Origin of the sequence: Pseudomonas sp. FeN3W, assembly GCA_030263805.2 — a bacterium.
Taxonomy (GTDB): domain Bacteria; phylum Pseudomonadota; class Gammaproteobacteria; order Pseudomonadales; family Pseudomonadaceae; genus Stutzerimonas; species Stutzerimonas stutzeri_G.
Map to the genome: position 1 here is coordinate 257,195 of CP136010.1, position 13,948 is coordinate 271,142.

The window sequence follows — 13,948 nt, forward strand, 5'->3', positions numbered from 1 at the left end:
GGCGCTGGTACGTGTGTGGGGCTGGATCAGGCCTTGAAGAAATCCAGCAGGATGGCGAGCAGGGCCTCGGGCTGTTCCTCGGCGGGGAAATGACCGCAGTCGGGGATGATCGTCGCCTGCACGTCGCTGGCCAGGTTGCGCTGTTCGTTCTCCACCATGGGGCCGCAGGCCAGCGCGCCGGCGAAGGCGAGCACCGGCACTTGGACCTTGTTCGCCATGTGCACGCGCACCTGCGGGATGGTCTGGTCGATGGCGCGGTAGTAGTTGAAGCTGGAGGTCAGGGTTCCCGGCACCCGGCGCAGCAGTTCGATGTAGAAGTCGCGCGCGTACTTCGGCACGCCGTCCGGCGAACCGGCCTTGGAGGCGAACTGGTAGTTGAAGTAGACGTCCTCGCGCCCCTGCACCAGCCGCTCGTTGACCTCCAGCGCGCGGTTGAAGTTGAAGTGCCAGAGGAAGTCGCTGAGGATGCGGTTGTCGGGAATCAGTTCCGGGGACGGCGAGGCGCCGGGGATGGTGCCCTCGCCGAGGGCGAGGCGGGTCAGCCGTTGCGGCTGGAGGGCGGCCATCGCATAGCCGACCATGACGCCGATGTCGTGCCCGGCCAGGGCGAAGCGCTCGTGCCCGAGCACGTCCATCAGTTCGAACATATCCGCGGCCAGCGTATCCACGTCGAAGCCGTCGACCGGCTTGTCGGAGATGCCCAGGCCGCGCGGATCGACCGCGATCACCTTGAAGTGCCGGGCCAGCGGCAGCATCAGGTAGCGCCAGGCGTACCAGCTCTGCGGCCAGCCGCAGTGCAGCAGCAGCGGCTCGCCCTCGCCGCCGATCACCGCGTGCAGGCGGAGCTTGCCGGTGTCGACGCTGTGGCTCTGGAAGACGTTGGCGAAGCCTTCCGGCAGTCGGGGAACGTTGGAAACCGAGCCGAAGCCGGACAGGGGCATGATGCGTGGGGAGGCGCTGGCCATGTGTTCATCCTTCTCGTGCTGATTTATATGCTGGATGACACACAAATAACATGAGCACAGGGCAACGGCAACGTCGGGCCGGCCGGGACGATGGGCGGCATGCCGCCGGAGAAGGCTTGCGGGCCGTGAGCCGGGCTGGTGGGGTCTAGGTTCGGGGCGCGAACAGGCGCTGACAGAACAGTTGCGCGGACTGGCGAAGCGCGGATTCCGGCACGCCGTCCACCGCTTCGATCGCCAGCCCGGCGAAGAACGTCAGGACGCATTCGGCAAGCGCCGCCGGATCGCTGTCCGGGCGCAGGTCGCCCTCGGCGACGGCACGCTCGAGGCGCGCCACGAGGCGGGCGCGGAAGCGGCGGCGCTGCTCGCGCAGGAAGCCGCGCACGCTGTCGTCGGCGCTGCCCAGATGCGCGGCGCCGAGCACGATGAGACAGCCGCGCGGCGGATCGGTCGCGACGAAGGCGTCGATCGATGCGAAGAGCAGGCCCCGCACCGCCTGCCGGGTGTCGTCGATCCGCTCCAGCGCCTGCCATGCCGACTCGGCTTCCGAGGCGATGTAGAAGCCCACCGCCTCGCGGAACAAGGCCTCCTTGGAGCCGAACGCGGCGTAGATGCTGGGCGAGCCGATGCCCATCGCCTCGACCAGTTGCAGCATCGACGTGCCCTCGTAGCCATGCGTCCAGAACACCTGCATGGCCTGGCGCAGTGCCTGGTCGCGGTCGAAATTGCGCGGGCGTCCGCGCGGGCGCGCGGGTGGCGTGTCGGTCATGGCTGAAATCCTGGCGCGTTCGCTGCGCTCATGCTGTCCCGATCACGGCAGTGCGGAGCGATCGCCGAGTAACGCATTGCCTTGGGTGACCCGGTGGGTGTGCCCGGTACTTGAAAGCCTGGAACACACGCGATCCACGGTCCTGCGGCGCCCGGGTGGCGTTGCAGGCGGGAGCACGGCGTCCATGTTTTCATGCCTGTCGATCCTGGCCGAGCATCTCGGGCAGGTGCAACTCCACCCAGTCGGCCAGGGCCTCGACCCGTTGCGCGGCCTCCCGGCCCAGCGGGGTGAGCCGGTAGTCCACGTGCGGCGGCACGACCGGATAAGCGGTGCGTTGCACCAGGCCGTCAGCTTCGAGCCATTGCAGGGTTTGCGCCAGCATGCGTTCGCTGACGCCGCCGATCTTGTGCCGCAGCTCGCTGAAGCGGTGGGTGCCGCCGAGCAGGGCGATCAGCACCAGTACGCCCCAGCGGCTGGTGATGTGCTTGAGCACTTCGCGGGCCGGGCATTTTTCCGAAAACAGCTCGCCGCGTGCCATATGTTCGGACAGGGTGAGGGGAGCGGAGGGTGTTTGACGCATCGGCACTAACCTTTGTGTGCGTACTTACTGAAAGTACGCATGGTTGCTAGTCTGCCAGACATCCCCATGGTTCCCCAAGGAGCTTTCAACATGATTGCCATCACCGGCGCTACCGGCCAGCTGGGCCGTCTCGTCATCGAAGCGCTGCTCGACCGCGTGGCGCCCGGGCAACTGGTGGCCGTGGTACGCGACCCCGCCAAGGCGGGCGCTCTGGCCGAACGCGGTGTGCAGGTGCGGCAGGCCGACTATGCGGCGCCGGCGGCGCTGGAAGCGGCCCTGCAGGGAGTGGACAAGCTGCTGCTGATTTCCTCCAGCGAGGTCGGCCAGCGCGTCGCGCAGCATCGCAACGTGATCGAGGCTGCGCGACGCGCCGGGTCGGGCTGATCGCCTACACCAGCATCCTGCATGCGGATACTTCGCCGCTGGGGCTGGCGGACGAACACCGGCAGACCGAGGCCTTGCTGAAGGATTCGGGGTTGCCCCACGTACTGCTGCGCAACGGCTGGTATACCGAGAACTACCTCGCCAGCGTGGCGCCGGCGCTGCAGCACGGCGCGCTGTTGGGCAGCGCCGGAGCGGGCCGGATCGCCTCGGCCGCGCGCGCCGACTACGCCGCGGCGGCGGCCGCGGTGCTCACTGGCACTGGACAGGCGGGCAAGGTCTACGAACTGGCGGGCGACGAGGCCTACACCTTGGGCGAGCTGGCCGCGGAGATCGCCCGCCTGACGGGCAGGCCGGTCGCCTACCACGACCTGCCAGTTGCCGATTTCCAGGCGGCACTCGAACAGGGCGGCCTGCCTGCTCCGCTGGCGGCACTGCTCGCCGATTCGGATACCGGCGCGGCCCGCGGCGGGCTTTTCGACGAGGGGCGGCAGTTGAGCGCGTTGATCGGCCGGCCGACCACGCCGTGGCGCTCGATGCTCGCCGATGCGCTGCGTGCCTGAGCCGAGCCACAACGGCGCTGCCAGCGCCGATGAACAGCGTAACGAAGTCAACGGGAGAACAGCATGAAAGCGATCCAATACAGCGAATTCGGCGGCCCCGAGGTCCTGAAGGTGGTCGAGGTCGGCGAACCCCATGCCGGGGCGGGGCAGGTGCGCATATCCGTTCGCAGCGTCGGCGTCAATCCCGCGGACTGGAAGCGCTTCACCGGCCGCTTCCGTGACTTCATCCCGATCGAATTCCCCGCCGGGGTGGGTTTCGAGGCCGCCGGGATCGTGGACGAGGTCGGTGACGGCGTGACCGGCGTCGCTGTCGGCGATGCCGTGTTCGGCCTTGGCAGCGCCACGCTGGCCGAGTACGCCGTGCTGTCGAGCTGGGCCGCCAAGCCGGACGACATGCCGTTCGAGATCGCCGGCGGCCTGGCCGTGGTCGCGGAAACCGGATTGCGCAGTCTCGAGCAGGTGGGCGTGCAGGCGGGCCAGACCCTGTTGGTGAACGGCGCGGCGGGCGCGGTCGGCTCGGCCGTGGTGCAGTTCGCGCGCCAGCGCGGGATCACCGTCATCGGCACCGCCAGCCCGGCCAGGCACGACTATCTGCGTGGACTCGGCGCCATAGCGACGAGCTACGAGCCAGGCCTGGCCGAGCGCGTACGGGAACTCGCGCCGCAGGGCGTGGACGCCGCGCTGGATCTGGCCGGCTCGGGGATCATCCCCGAACTGATCGGGATCGTCGGCGAGCCTTCGCGGGTGCTGTCCATCGCCGATTTTTCCGCGCCCGAGCACGGCGCGCAGTTTTCCACCCAGCCCCTGGAACACCCGGAACAGGCCCTGGCCGAGGCGGCGCGACTGTATGCCGAAGGCGCCCTGCGGGTGCAGCTCGAACAGGTCTTTGCGCTGCAGCAAGCTGCGGATGCCTTCGCGCGCAGCATCGGCGGGCACCCCGCGGGCAAGCTGGTCATCCGCGTGGGCTGAACCGCATGGCGCGGGCAACGCAATCATCGACCCCGCCGGGCTTCCCCTCCAACCGAAGGACATTGCAATGAAGATCGAGCTTTCCGGCAAGACTGCCCTGGTCACCGCCTCCACCGCCGGTATCGGCTTCGCCATCGCCAAGGGACTGGCCGAGAGCGGCGCCAGTGTGATCCTCAACGGTCGCAGCGACGCCAGCGTCGCCCGCGCCAGCGAACGGCTTCTGGCGGCGCTGCCGCGGGCGCAGGTGCGTGGCGTGGCCGCGGACCTCGGCGGCGACGCGGGCACGCGGGCGCTGGCCGAAGCCGCCGCCGGCGTCGATATCCTCGTCAACAACGCCGGCATCTATGGGCTGCAGGACTTCTTCGAGACCGACGACGCCACCTGGGAACACTTTTGGCAGACCAACCTGATGTCTGGCGTGCGCCTGTCGCGTGCGCTGCTGCCGGCGATGGTGAGCAAGGGATGGGGCCGGGTGGTGTTCATCGCCTCCGAGTCGGCGCGTAACATTCCGCTCGACATGATCCACTATGGCGTTTCCAAGACCGCGCAACTGGCGCTGTCGCGCGGTCTGGCCAAGCGCGTGGCTGGCAGCGGCGTCACCGTCAATGCGGTGCTGCCGGGGCCGACGCTCTCCGACGGCCTGGTCGAGTTGATGCAGGAGCAGGCCGAGCATAGCGGCAAGTCGGTGGAGCAACTGGCCACGGAATTCGTCCTGGAGCACCGCCCCAGTTCGCTGATTCGGCGCGCGGCGACGGTCGAGGAGGTCGCCAATATGGTGGTCTACGTCTGCTCGCAGCAGGCCTCGGCCACCTCCGGCGCGGCGCTGCGGGTGGACGGTGGCGTGGTCGACGACATCCTTTGAGGCATCGTCCCGGACCGTGTCGCAGGCACGGGTTGGTGCTGCTCGCCGGCACGCGAAGCCTGTGCCCACCGGCAACGCACGCAGGAGCCTAGCTGGCGAAGAACTGCCGGTTGACCTTTTCCGGATCGGGCCCACCGCGCTCGCCGCTGTCCAGGGCGCAGAGGGCGGCTACCTCGTCGGCGGCCAGGCTGAAGTCGAAGATGTCGAAATTCTCGACGATGCGCGCCGGCCTGACCGACTTGGGAATCGCCGAGACGCCGAGTTCGATGTGCCAGCGCAGCACGATCTGCGCCGGGGTCTTGGCGTACTTCTGCGCCAGCGTGGTGATCAGCGCATGGCTCAGCGGTTCCTGCCGTGGCCGCTCGCCCTGCCAGTAGCGGCGGATGCCGCCGATGGGCGACCAGGCCTGGGTCTGGATGCCGCGCTGGGCATGGGCCTCGCGCAGTTGCGGCTGGGCGAAGAACGGGTGCAGTTCGACCTGATTCACCGCCGGTACCACCGTTGCCCGCTCGCCCAGCCGCTGCAGATGGCCCGGGCCGAAATTGCTGACGCCGATGGCGCGCACGCGCCCCTCGGCCAACAAGGCCTCCAACGCCCGCCAGGCTGCGACGGTGTCGTCGAAGGCGCTGGGGACCGGCCAGTGCAGCAGGTACAGGTCCAGGTACTCCAGGCCGAGCAGCGACAGGCTGCGGTCGAAGGCGCGCAGCGCCGCCTCGTAGCCGTAGTCGGTGAACCACAGCTTGCTGGTGACGAAGAGCTGGCCGCGCTCGATGCCGCTCTGGCGGATGCCTTCGCCGACCTCGCGCTCGTTGGCGTAGCGGGCGGCGGTGTCGACCAGCCGGTAGCCGTCGGCGAGGGCGCTGGATACCGCCGCGATGGTTTCTTCGGGAGAACTCTGGAAGACGCCCAGCCCGAGGGCCGGCATCTGCACGCCATTGTTCAGGGTGTAGGACGGACTTGGATTCATCATCTGGCGCTCCGCATGGTTACTTCTCAGTGGGCACGATGCGCGGAGCGCACCCTACGCTGCCGTACCGCTAGAGCCAGCCTTTTTCTCTGTAGTAGCGCTCGGCGCCCTCGTGTAGCGGCGCAGTCAGCCCGACGCGAATCATGTCTTCGGCCTTGAGATCGGCGAAGGCCGGATGCAAGCGCTTGAACCTGTCGAGGTTGTCGAACACCGACTTGACCAGCTGATAGACGACCTCCGGGTCGGTCTTGCTGGTGGTCGCCAGCACAGCCTTGCCGCCGATCGACGGAATGGCGCCGTCCACGCCCGGGTAGAGTCCGGCGGGAATTTCCACGGCGCTGTAGTAATCGGCCTTGGCCAGCAGGCTGTCGATCTCGGCGCCCTGCACTGGAATGATCCTGGCCTTTACATTCGTCAACGCCTCCTGGATCGCACCGCTCGGATGGCCGACCACGTAGGTGATGGCGTCCAGGTTGTTGTCACCCAAGGCTGAAGCCATTTCCGCTGGTTTCAGTTCGGCGGCAAGAGAGAAGCTGGCGTTCGTCCAGCCCTTGGCCTGCATGACTTCCTCGAAGGTGTCGCGACTGCCCGAGCCGGGTACGCCGATGTTCACCCGCTTGCCCTCGAGTCCAGCCAGATCGGTGATGCCGCTGTCGCTGCGAACGACCACGGTGAGAATTTCCGACTGCAGTGAGAACACGGCGCGTAGTTCGACGGCGCCTTCCTTGTCGAAGGGCGCCTGGCCCTGCAGCGCCTTGTGCTGATGGTCGGACTGGATGAAGCCGAAGTCGTACTCGCCTTTGTGCAACGACACGATGTTGGTCACGCTGCCCGCGGTCGAGGGTGCGTTGCATTTGATGGCGGGCTTCACCTCGGCACGATTGAGGAAGCGGCAAACCGACTGGCCGGCGGTGTAGTACACGCCGGTCTGCCCTCCGGTGCCGATGGTGACGAAACGTTCCTGTGCCAGCACGCTGGTGCTGGCCAAAGTGCTGGCGAGTGCGCCGGCCAGGGTGATGCCGAACAGGCCGTTACGGATCTGGTGGTTCATTGCGGTTCCCTCTTGTTTGTATTGTGGGTGGTTGCAACTGCGGTTGGCCGGCGCTGGAACGATAGACCGCCGTGGTCAGGCGCGCGCGGCGATCACCATGATCTCGACCAGCACCTCGGGTGAGGCCAGACGCGCCTGTACCGTCGCCCTTGCCGGTGCACAGCCTGCTGGCAGCCAGTCGATCCAGACCTCGTTCATGGCGGCGAAGTCGGCGTCGATGTCTTTCAGCCAGATCTGCGCGCTGAGCAGGTGCTCGCGATTCGAGCCGGCGGCGGCCAGCAGTCGGTCGATCTTCGCCAGCACCTCGCGGGTCTGGCCGGCGGCATCCAGGCCACGGTCGTCCGGCACCTGGCCGGCGAGAAATACAAGGTCTGCATGAATGACCGCGGCGGACATGCGTGGATTACTCTCGATGCGTTGAACGGGCATATCGCTTTCCTCGTTGAGTGGTCAGGCGGGTAGGCTCAAGCCGGCCAGGGACACAGCGGGTGGCGATCCGCCGATTAAGCTGGTGAGCAGGTCGGCGCTGCCGCAGGCCAGGGTGAAGCCGAGGCTGCCGTGGCCGACGTTGAGCCAGAGATTGTCGAATCCGCTACGGCCGATCAGCGGCGTACCTTGGGGCGTCGCCGGGCGCAGTCCTGCCCACTGCTGCGCGTGTTGGTAGTCGCCGGCCCCGGGGAAGGTCGCGCCAGCCAGACGCTGCAGGGTGGCGATGCGTCTCTGATTGAGCCCGGCATCCCAGCCGGCGATATCCACCATCGCCGCGACGCGCAGTTGCTCATCGAGGCGGGCGTAGACGACCTTGTTGTCGTAATCGGTAACGTTGGTCTGCGGCACGCGGTCCTGGTTGGCCAGCGCAACGGTCAGGCTGTAACCCTTGAGCGGGTAAATCGGCAGGTCGATACCCAACGGCCGAAGCAGCCCGACACTGCCGGTGCCGGCCGCCACGACTAGATGATCAACGGCGACTTCATCGTGCCCGAGCACGACCGCGCGGACGCGCTTGCCTTCTGTGCGCAATGCGTTCACCGATTGCCCGATATGCAGACGAAACTGAGCTGATGCGCGCAGGCGCCGCAGCAATTCAGTGCAGAACAGATGGCAATCGGCAACCTCGTCGCCGGGCGAATAGATGCCGCCCTGCAGCGATGCCGCCAACGGCGCCAGCGCCGGCTCGACGTCGACGCACTGCGCGGCATCCAGCAGCCGCTGCCCGGAAGCGTCGTCGATGGCCGCCGCGCCTTTGTGCAGGCTGTGTTGATCGCGATAGATCACCAGCTTGCCGTTGGCGCGCCAGGCGAAGCCGTCCAGTTGGTCCTGCTCGCGCCAGTTGCGCAGGATCTGCTGGCTGTGCAGGGCGAGCCGCAGCAAGTGAGCCGCGTTGCGCCGGTTGACAGAGCGCCGGCATGCCAGCAGGAATTTCAGGCACCAGCGCCACTGGTGCAGGCTCGCCTGCGGTCGAAAGCGCAGCGGGGCATCGGCTCCGCGCAGCATCCAGCCAATCGCCTGCAGCGGCACGCCGGCATCGGCCAGAGGCGAAACGTAGCGGTAGCTGAGCTGCCCGCCATTGGCGAAGCTGGTTTCCAGGGCGACGTCGTCGCGCCGTTCGATCAGCTCGACACTATGCCCCTGGCGCAGCAATGAATAGGCGGTGGCAAGCCCGATGACACCTGCGCCGATGACTGCTACCCGCATGCAATTGCTCCTGCGACTCGATCAGCGCAGCCTAGGCCGCGGGCCAGCGAGGCGGCCAATGAAAGGATGGAGCGCTCCCATAACCTGCGGTTATGCTCGATTGACTGAAGGAGGGCAGTGCATGCGGTTGCGTCATATCGAACTGTTCCAGGCGATCCTGCAAACCGGCAGCCTGACGGCTGCGGCCGAGCTGCTGCATATCTCCCAGCCGGCGGCGAGCAAGATTCTCAAGCATGCCGAGCAGCAACTGGGCTTTGCGCTGTTCGACCGGGTGCGCGGCAAGCTACAGCCCACCGCCGAAGCGCGGGTACTGCAGCAGCAGACCGAACGCCTGGCCATCGACCTGCAGAATCTGCGGCGGCTTGCAGACAGTCTCGGCCGGGGCGAGGAGTGCGCATTACGTCTGATCTGCACGCCGGCCTTGGCTCAGGCGCTGCTGCCACAAGCGCTGCGCGTCTGGCGCGAGCGTTTTCCGCGCACGGTCTGTCAGCTCGCCACGCAGCACACGACGGAAATCGTCGAAGCCCTGTTGCTGCGTGAAGCCGATCTCGGGTTGACGTCACAGGCGGTAGAGCATCCGGGGCTGACCAGCCAATTGTTGGCCGAGGGCCGTATGCGCGTGATCGCGCCACCTGGCTGGTGGCAGCCCGACGAACTGCACAGCCCGCTGCGGCTGCAGGCATTGGCGGGCAAAGCGCTGATCGGTATCGACGCCCGCGATGCGCTGGGCAGCCTGTTGCGTGGCCACATTGAGGAGCTCGATCCGCCGCCGCACGTCGTTACCTGGGTGCAGACCTACCAGTTGGCGCGGCAGCTGGTGTCATCGGGACAGGGGGTGGCACTGGTCGATCCGTTCACCGCGCTGGCGGCCAATGGTGGCGAGGTACAGACCCGCCTGCTCGAGCCGGCCATCAGCGTGCCGGTCTATGCGCTGAGCCGTGTTCACGAGCAGCCGCTGCCGGCGCAGGCGATGCTGCTCGAGCAGCTCGGCACCCAGGCCGAGCGACTGCTGCAGGATGGGCACAACTGAGCGGTCACGCGCTACCATGGCGGCTTTTGCGCCGGACGATCATGCACCTCGAATCGCCCCTTGAACGCTACCAGCAGGCCATCGCACAAGAAGGTTTCGTTGCCGATGCGGCGCAGCAGCGCGCCGTTGCACGGCTTCAGGCCTGTCATGAGGCGCTGCTTTCAGGTGCGGGCCTGCCGCTTGGCGTCTACCTATGGGGACCGGTCGGGCGTGGCAAGACCTGGCTGATGGACCTGTTTCACGCAAGCCTGACGGTCCCGTCGCGTCGGCAGCATTTCCACCATTTCATGCGCTGGATGCATATCCGGCTGTTCCAGCTCAACGGCACGGCAGATCCGTTGCAGGCCCTGGCCAAAGAACTTTCGCAAGAGATTCGTGTGCTCTGCTTCGACGAGCTGTTCGTCGGCGACATCGGCGACGCGATCATTCTGGGACGCCTGTTCCAGGTGCTCTTCGAGCACGGCGTGGTGATCGTCGCGACCTCCAACCAGCCGCCGGAGCAGCTGTACGCCGACGGCTTCAACCGCGAGCGTTTTCTGCCGGCCATCGACGCCATCGTGCAACACATGCATGTGGTGGATGTGGATGGTGGCGCCGATCACCGCCTGCGTCCCGGCGCTGCACTGCAGCGCTACTGGATCGCCCCGCCCGACAGTGGCAGTGCACTGGTCGCGACGTTCGAGGCGCTGGCCGATGGAGCGTTCAGCATCGAGCCATTGGCCCTCAGCCGTCGCCAGCTCGACGTCGTGCGGCGTAGCGAATCGGTGCTCTGGTGCCGCTTCGCCGATCTGTGCGAGCAGCCGTTTTCGGCGCTGGACTTCATCGAGCTGTGCGACCGTTTCGCAGCGATCCTGATTGGTGGCGTGCCGAGGTTGGGCGGCACGCAGCGCGATGGGCGCATTGCCCGCGGCACCGAGGATGGAGCCGCGCGGGTCGAGACGGGCGACCGTCAACTGCCCAGGCTCGCCGCGCGGGATGATGCCGTGTGCCGCTTCATCGCGCTGGTGGACGAGTGCTACGACCGGCGGATTCCGCTGTATATCGAAGCCGAGGTGGCCCTGGACGAGCTGTATACCGAGGGGTATCTGGCGTTCCCGTTCCGCCGCACGCTCAGTCGTCTGCGAGAAATGCAGCTGCAACGCTTTGGCTAAGCGCCAGCTCAGTCGCGGTAGAACACCTGCACCAGGTGGTAGCCGAACTGGCTCTTTACCGGGCCGTGCACCTCACGCAGCGGCTTCTTGAAAATCACCTGATCGATGCTGCGCACCATCTGCCCTGGGCGCACTTCGCCGAGATCGCCACCTTTCTTGCCGGACGGGCAGGTCGAATATTTGCGCGCCAGCACGTCGAACGCCTCGCCATTGGCGATGCGCTTTTTCAGCTGCGTGGCTTCGGCCTCGGTCTTGACCAGAATGTGGCGGCACATGGCTTTGGGCATGCTCGGTGTCCTCGATTGCACAGGGGCGCGATTGTAGTCGCGCCACCGCGAATGTCGACCGCAATGCCGCAGCGAAACAACCGTTTCGTTGGTGCACGGTCGACGAGCGGTAGTTTTATCGTGTTGCGTGATAGCGCTAACATCTGGCCAAACAAGCAAAACAATGGGTTCTTCGCATGCCTTCAGTGCACACCTCAAAGGCTTCCGCGCTTCCGGTGTTGGTCGTCATGGGCGTCAGCGGTTCCGGCAAGACGGACACCAGCCACGCCGTAGCCGATGCGCTCGGCCTGCCGCACATCGAAGCAGACAACTTTCACCCGGCAGAGAACGTGGCGCGCATGCGCGCCGGCACGCCACTGTCCGATGCCGACCGCGTGGAGTGGCTGCATGCGCTGATCGCTGAAATGCAGCGCACTTTAGCGGCGGGCAGCGGCTTCGTGCTGGCTTGCTCGGCGCTCAAGCGCAGCTATCGAGAGTTGCTGCGCAGTGCGGTTCCAGAGCTGCGCTTCGCCCATCTGGCCATCGATTACGAAACCGCCGTGCAGCGCGTAGGCGGACGGCCGGGGCATTTCATGCCGATCTCCCTGGTCGACAGCCAGTTCGCCACCCTCGAATCACCCGAGGGTGAACCCGGCGTATTGACGGTGGATGCCAGTCAACCGCGCGAGGTCGTCTTGCGCCAGATCGTTGAATGGATGCAGGGCGCCGGTCTGGATGAGCTCATCGAAACCCGTGTCGATCTTTCCTCGCGTCCGTTTGATAGCGCTACCACGGCGCCGCTTTGACCAACGAGCCGATCTACAGCGGCACGGTCGCTCAGCACTTCGACCGCCTGACCGACTGGCTGATGGCCGCGCTGATGGCCTTCATGGTCATCGTGGTGTTCTCCAGCGTGGTACTGCGCTACGCCTTCGGCACCGGCTGGACCGGTGCCGAGGAGCTGTCGCGGCTGGCGTTCGTCTGGCTGGTGTTCGTCGGCGTCGCTTCCAGCATGCGCCGCGGCGAGCTGATGAGTTTCTCCATGCTGCGCGACCGTTTCCCGCGATTCTTTCGCCGCGTCGTCGACTCCCTCAGCTGGCTGCTGGTGGCAGCTGCGAGCTGCTTGGCGGCCTGGGGCGGTTGGAACCAGATGCAGTTCGGCTGGACCATCAACAGCCCGGTGGTCGGTTATCCGCTGGGCCTGGCGATGCTGCCCGTGGCCGCCAGCATGGTCGCGCTGGCGGTACTGGCGCTGGTGCAGCTGGTGAATGTCTGGCGGCGCGATCAGCCATCGGCCACTGCCGCTGCGAATGTCACCGCGGACTGAAGCGACGCCGCATTCAGAACAATACGGGCACTGCCCAACCGAGGACCTTTCATGACCGTCGTCGTCTTCCTTTCATCGCTGCTGGGCTTCATGACGCTTGGCATGCCCATCGCCTTCGCGCTGCTGCTCACCGGCTCGGTGCTGATGTGGTACCTGGATTTCTGGGACGTGCAGCTCTTGGCGCAGAACCTGCAGGCCGGCGCTGACAGCTTCCCGCTGCTGGCGGTGCCGTTCTTCATTCTTGCCGGCGAACTGATGAATGCCGGCGGCATCTCGCGGCGCATCATCGCCATGGCGCAGGCCTATTTCGGTCACAAGCGTGGCGGCCTGGGCTACGTGGCGATTGCCGCTTCGGTGCTGCTGGCCAGCATGTCCGGCTCGGCGTTGGCCGATACCGCCGCGCTGGCGACGCTGCTGCTGCCGATGATGCGCGAGCGCGGTTACCCGCTGAGTTCGTCATCGGGCCTGGTGGCGGCGGGCGGGATCATCGCGCCGATCATTCCACCCTCCATGCCGTTCGTGATCTACGGCGTGGTGACCGGCACGTCGATCAGCCAGCTGTTTCTCGCCGGCATGGTGCCTGGGCTGATCATGGGCATGGGCCTGATCGTCGCCTGGACGTTGATCGCCCGGCGCATCGACGAGCCGAAGCAGGAAAAGGCCAGCGCCGCCGAGCGCCGTCGCGTGCTGGTGGATGGCGCGGCCGCACTGATGCTGCCGGTGATCATCGTCGGCGGGTTGCGTGGCGGTCTGTTCACTCCGACGGAAGCGGCGGTGGTCGCCGCCGTCTATGCCCTGGCCGTTTCGACACTGCTGTATCGCGAGCTGAACTGGGTCGGGCTGGTCGAGGTGCTGACCCGGGCCAGCCGCACCACGGCCTCGGTGATGTTTCTCTGCGCCGCAGCGACGGTGTCGGCCTACATGATCACCCTGGCGCAACTGCCCGACGAGATCGCGGCAATGCTCGGCCCGCTGGCGCAGGACCCGAAACTGCTGATGATCGCCATCATGCTGCTGATGATCGCCGTCGGCATGGTGCTGGACCTGACGCCGACCATCCTGATCCTCGGCCCGGTGCTGGCGCCGATCGCGATCAAGGCCGGCATCGATCCGGTGTACTTCGGCGTGATGTTCGTGCTGATCGGCTCCATCGGGCTGATCACGCCACCGGTGGGCACGGTGCTCAACGTGGTTGGCGGCATCGGCCGACTGCGCATGGAAACCCTGGTGCGTGGCGTGATGCCGTTCTTCCTTATCTATCTGGTGATCGTCGGGCTGCTCATCGCCGTGCCCTCGATCATCACCGTACCCCTGGCCTGGCTGCGGTAACCGCCGGTCATGCAACCCCCAGCGCTCAACAATCCAACGTCCAACA

Annotated in this window: 13 protein-coding genes and 2 pseudogenes; 7 read left to right on the forward strand and 8 right to left on the reverse strand. The window is 66.5% G+C overall.

The features are described from left to right. Positions 1-26: 26 nt before the first annotated feature. From P5704_001160 to P5704_001170, 3 genes are all read right to left on the reverse strand, one after another. Positions 27-965 (reverse strand): alpha/beta hydrolase, encoded by a 939-nt coding sequence (locus P5704_001160; GenBank protein ID WOF79144.1) that lies wholly within the window; start codon positions 963-965, stop codon positions 27-29. Between the two features lie 145 nt (positions 966-1,110). Then, positions 1,111-1,731 (reverse strand): TetR/AcrR family transcriptional regulator, encoded by a 621-nt coding sequence (locus P5704_001165; GenBank protein WOF79145.1) that lies wholly within the window; start codon positions 1,729-1,731, stop codon positions 1,111-1,113. Between the two features lie 190 nt (positions 1,732-1,921). After that, positions 1,922-2,311 carry a helix-turn-helix domain-containing protein gene (locus P5704_001170; protein WOF79146.1) on the reverse strand — a complete coding sequence of 130 codons (390 nt, stop codon included), beginning with the start codon at positions 2,309-2,311 and terminating at the stop codon, positions 1,922-1,924. A 90-nt stretch (positions 2,312-2,401) separates the two neighbouring features. Between P5704_001170 and P5704_001175 the strand changes: the two are divergent. From P5704_001175 to P5704_001185, 3 genes and pseudogenes are all read left to right on the forward strand, one after another. After that, a pseudogene (locus tag P5704_001175) lies at positions 2,402-3,255 on the forward strand (SDR family oxidoreductase). A 63-nt stretch (positions 3,256-3,318) separates the two neighbouring features. Continuing rightward, complete coding sequence (locus tag P5704_001180) at positions 3,319-4,224, forward strand: NADP-dependent oxidoreductase (protein ID WOF79147.1); 906 nt, start codon at positions 3,319-3,321, stop codon at positions 4,222-4,224. 67 nt (positions 4,225-4,291) lie between these two features. Further along, positions 4,292-5,086, forward strand: a complete 795-nt coding sequence (locus P5704_001185) for an SDR family oxidoreductase (protein ID WOF79148.1) — start codon at positions 4,292-4,294, stop codon at positions 5,084-5,086. Between the two features lie 88 nt (positions 5,087-5,174). On the opposite strand, the gene P5704_001190 is transcribed toward P5704_001185, so the two are convergent. From P5704_001190 to P5704_001205, 4 genes are all read right to left on the reverse strand, one after another. Further along, positions 5,175-6,056 (reverse strand): aldo/keto reductase, encoded by an 882-nt coding sequence (locus tag P5704_001190; protein ID WOF79149.1) that lies wholly within the window; start codon positions 6,054-6,056, stop codon positions 5,175-5,177. A gap of 67 nt (positions 6,057-6,123) precedes the next feature. Next, positions 6,124-7,104: a TAXI family TRAP transporter solute-binding subunit gene (locus tag P5704_001195; GenBank protein ID WOF79150.1), complete on the reverse strand. Its 981-nt coding sequence runs from the start codon at positions 7,102-7,104 to the stop codon at positions 6,124-6,126. Between the two features lie 75 nt (positions 7,105-7,179). Then, complete coding sequence (locus tag P5704_001200) at positions 7,180-7,533, reverse strand: RidA family protein (protein WOF79151.1); 354 nt, start codon at positions 7,531-7,533, stop codon at positions 7,180-7,182. A gap of 21 nt (positions 7,534-7,554) precedes the next feature. Continuing rightward, positions 7,555-8,799: a D-amino acid dehydrogenase gene (locus P5704_001205; protein ID WOF79152.1), complete on the reverse strand. Its 1,245-nt coding sequence runs from the start codon at positions 8,797-8,799 to the stop codon at positions 7,555-7,557. Positions 8,800-8,920: 121 nt separating this feature from the next. On the opposite strand from P5704_001205, the gene P5704_001210 reads away from it, so the two are divergent. Then, positions 8,921-9,829 (forward strand): LysR substrate-binding domain-containing protein, encoded by a 909-nt coding sequence (locus tag P5704_001210; GenBank protein ID WOF79153.1) that lies wholly within the window; start codon positions 8,921-8,923, stop codon positions 9,827-9,829. A 41-nt stretch (positions 9,830-9,870) separates the two neighbouring features. Next, positions 9,871-10,980: a cell division protein ZapE gene (gene zapE, locus P5704_001215; protein ID WOF79154.1), complete on the forward strand. Its 1,110-nt coding sequence runs from the start codon at positions 9,871-9,873 to the stop codon at positions 10,978-10,980. Positions 10,981-10,988: 8 nt separating this feature from the next. Here the strand turns inward: zapE and P5704_001220 are convergent, their stop codons facing one another. Continuing rightward, positions 10,989-11,267, reverse strand: coding sequence for a peptidylprolyl isomerase (locus tag P5704_001220; protein WOF79155.1), 279 nt, complete (start codon positions 11,265-11,267; stop codon positions 10,989-10,991). A gap of 176 nt (positions 11,268-11,443) precedes the next feature. Between P5704_001220 and P5704_001225 the strand changes: the two are divergent. Together P5704_001225 and P5704_001230 are read left to right on the forward strand one after the other, a co-directional pair. After that, positions 11,444-12,573 (forward strand): annotated as a pseudogene (locus tag P5704_001225) (gluconokinase, GntK/IdnK-type). 51 nt (positions 12,574-12,624) lie between these two features. Continuing rightward, positions 12,625-13,902: a TRAP transporter large permease subunit gene (locus P5704_001230; protein WOF79156.1), complete on the forward strand. Its 1,278-nt coding sequence runs from the start codon at positions 12,625-12,627 to the stop codon at positions 13,900-13,902. Positions 13,903-13,948 lie beyond the last annotated feature (46 nt).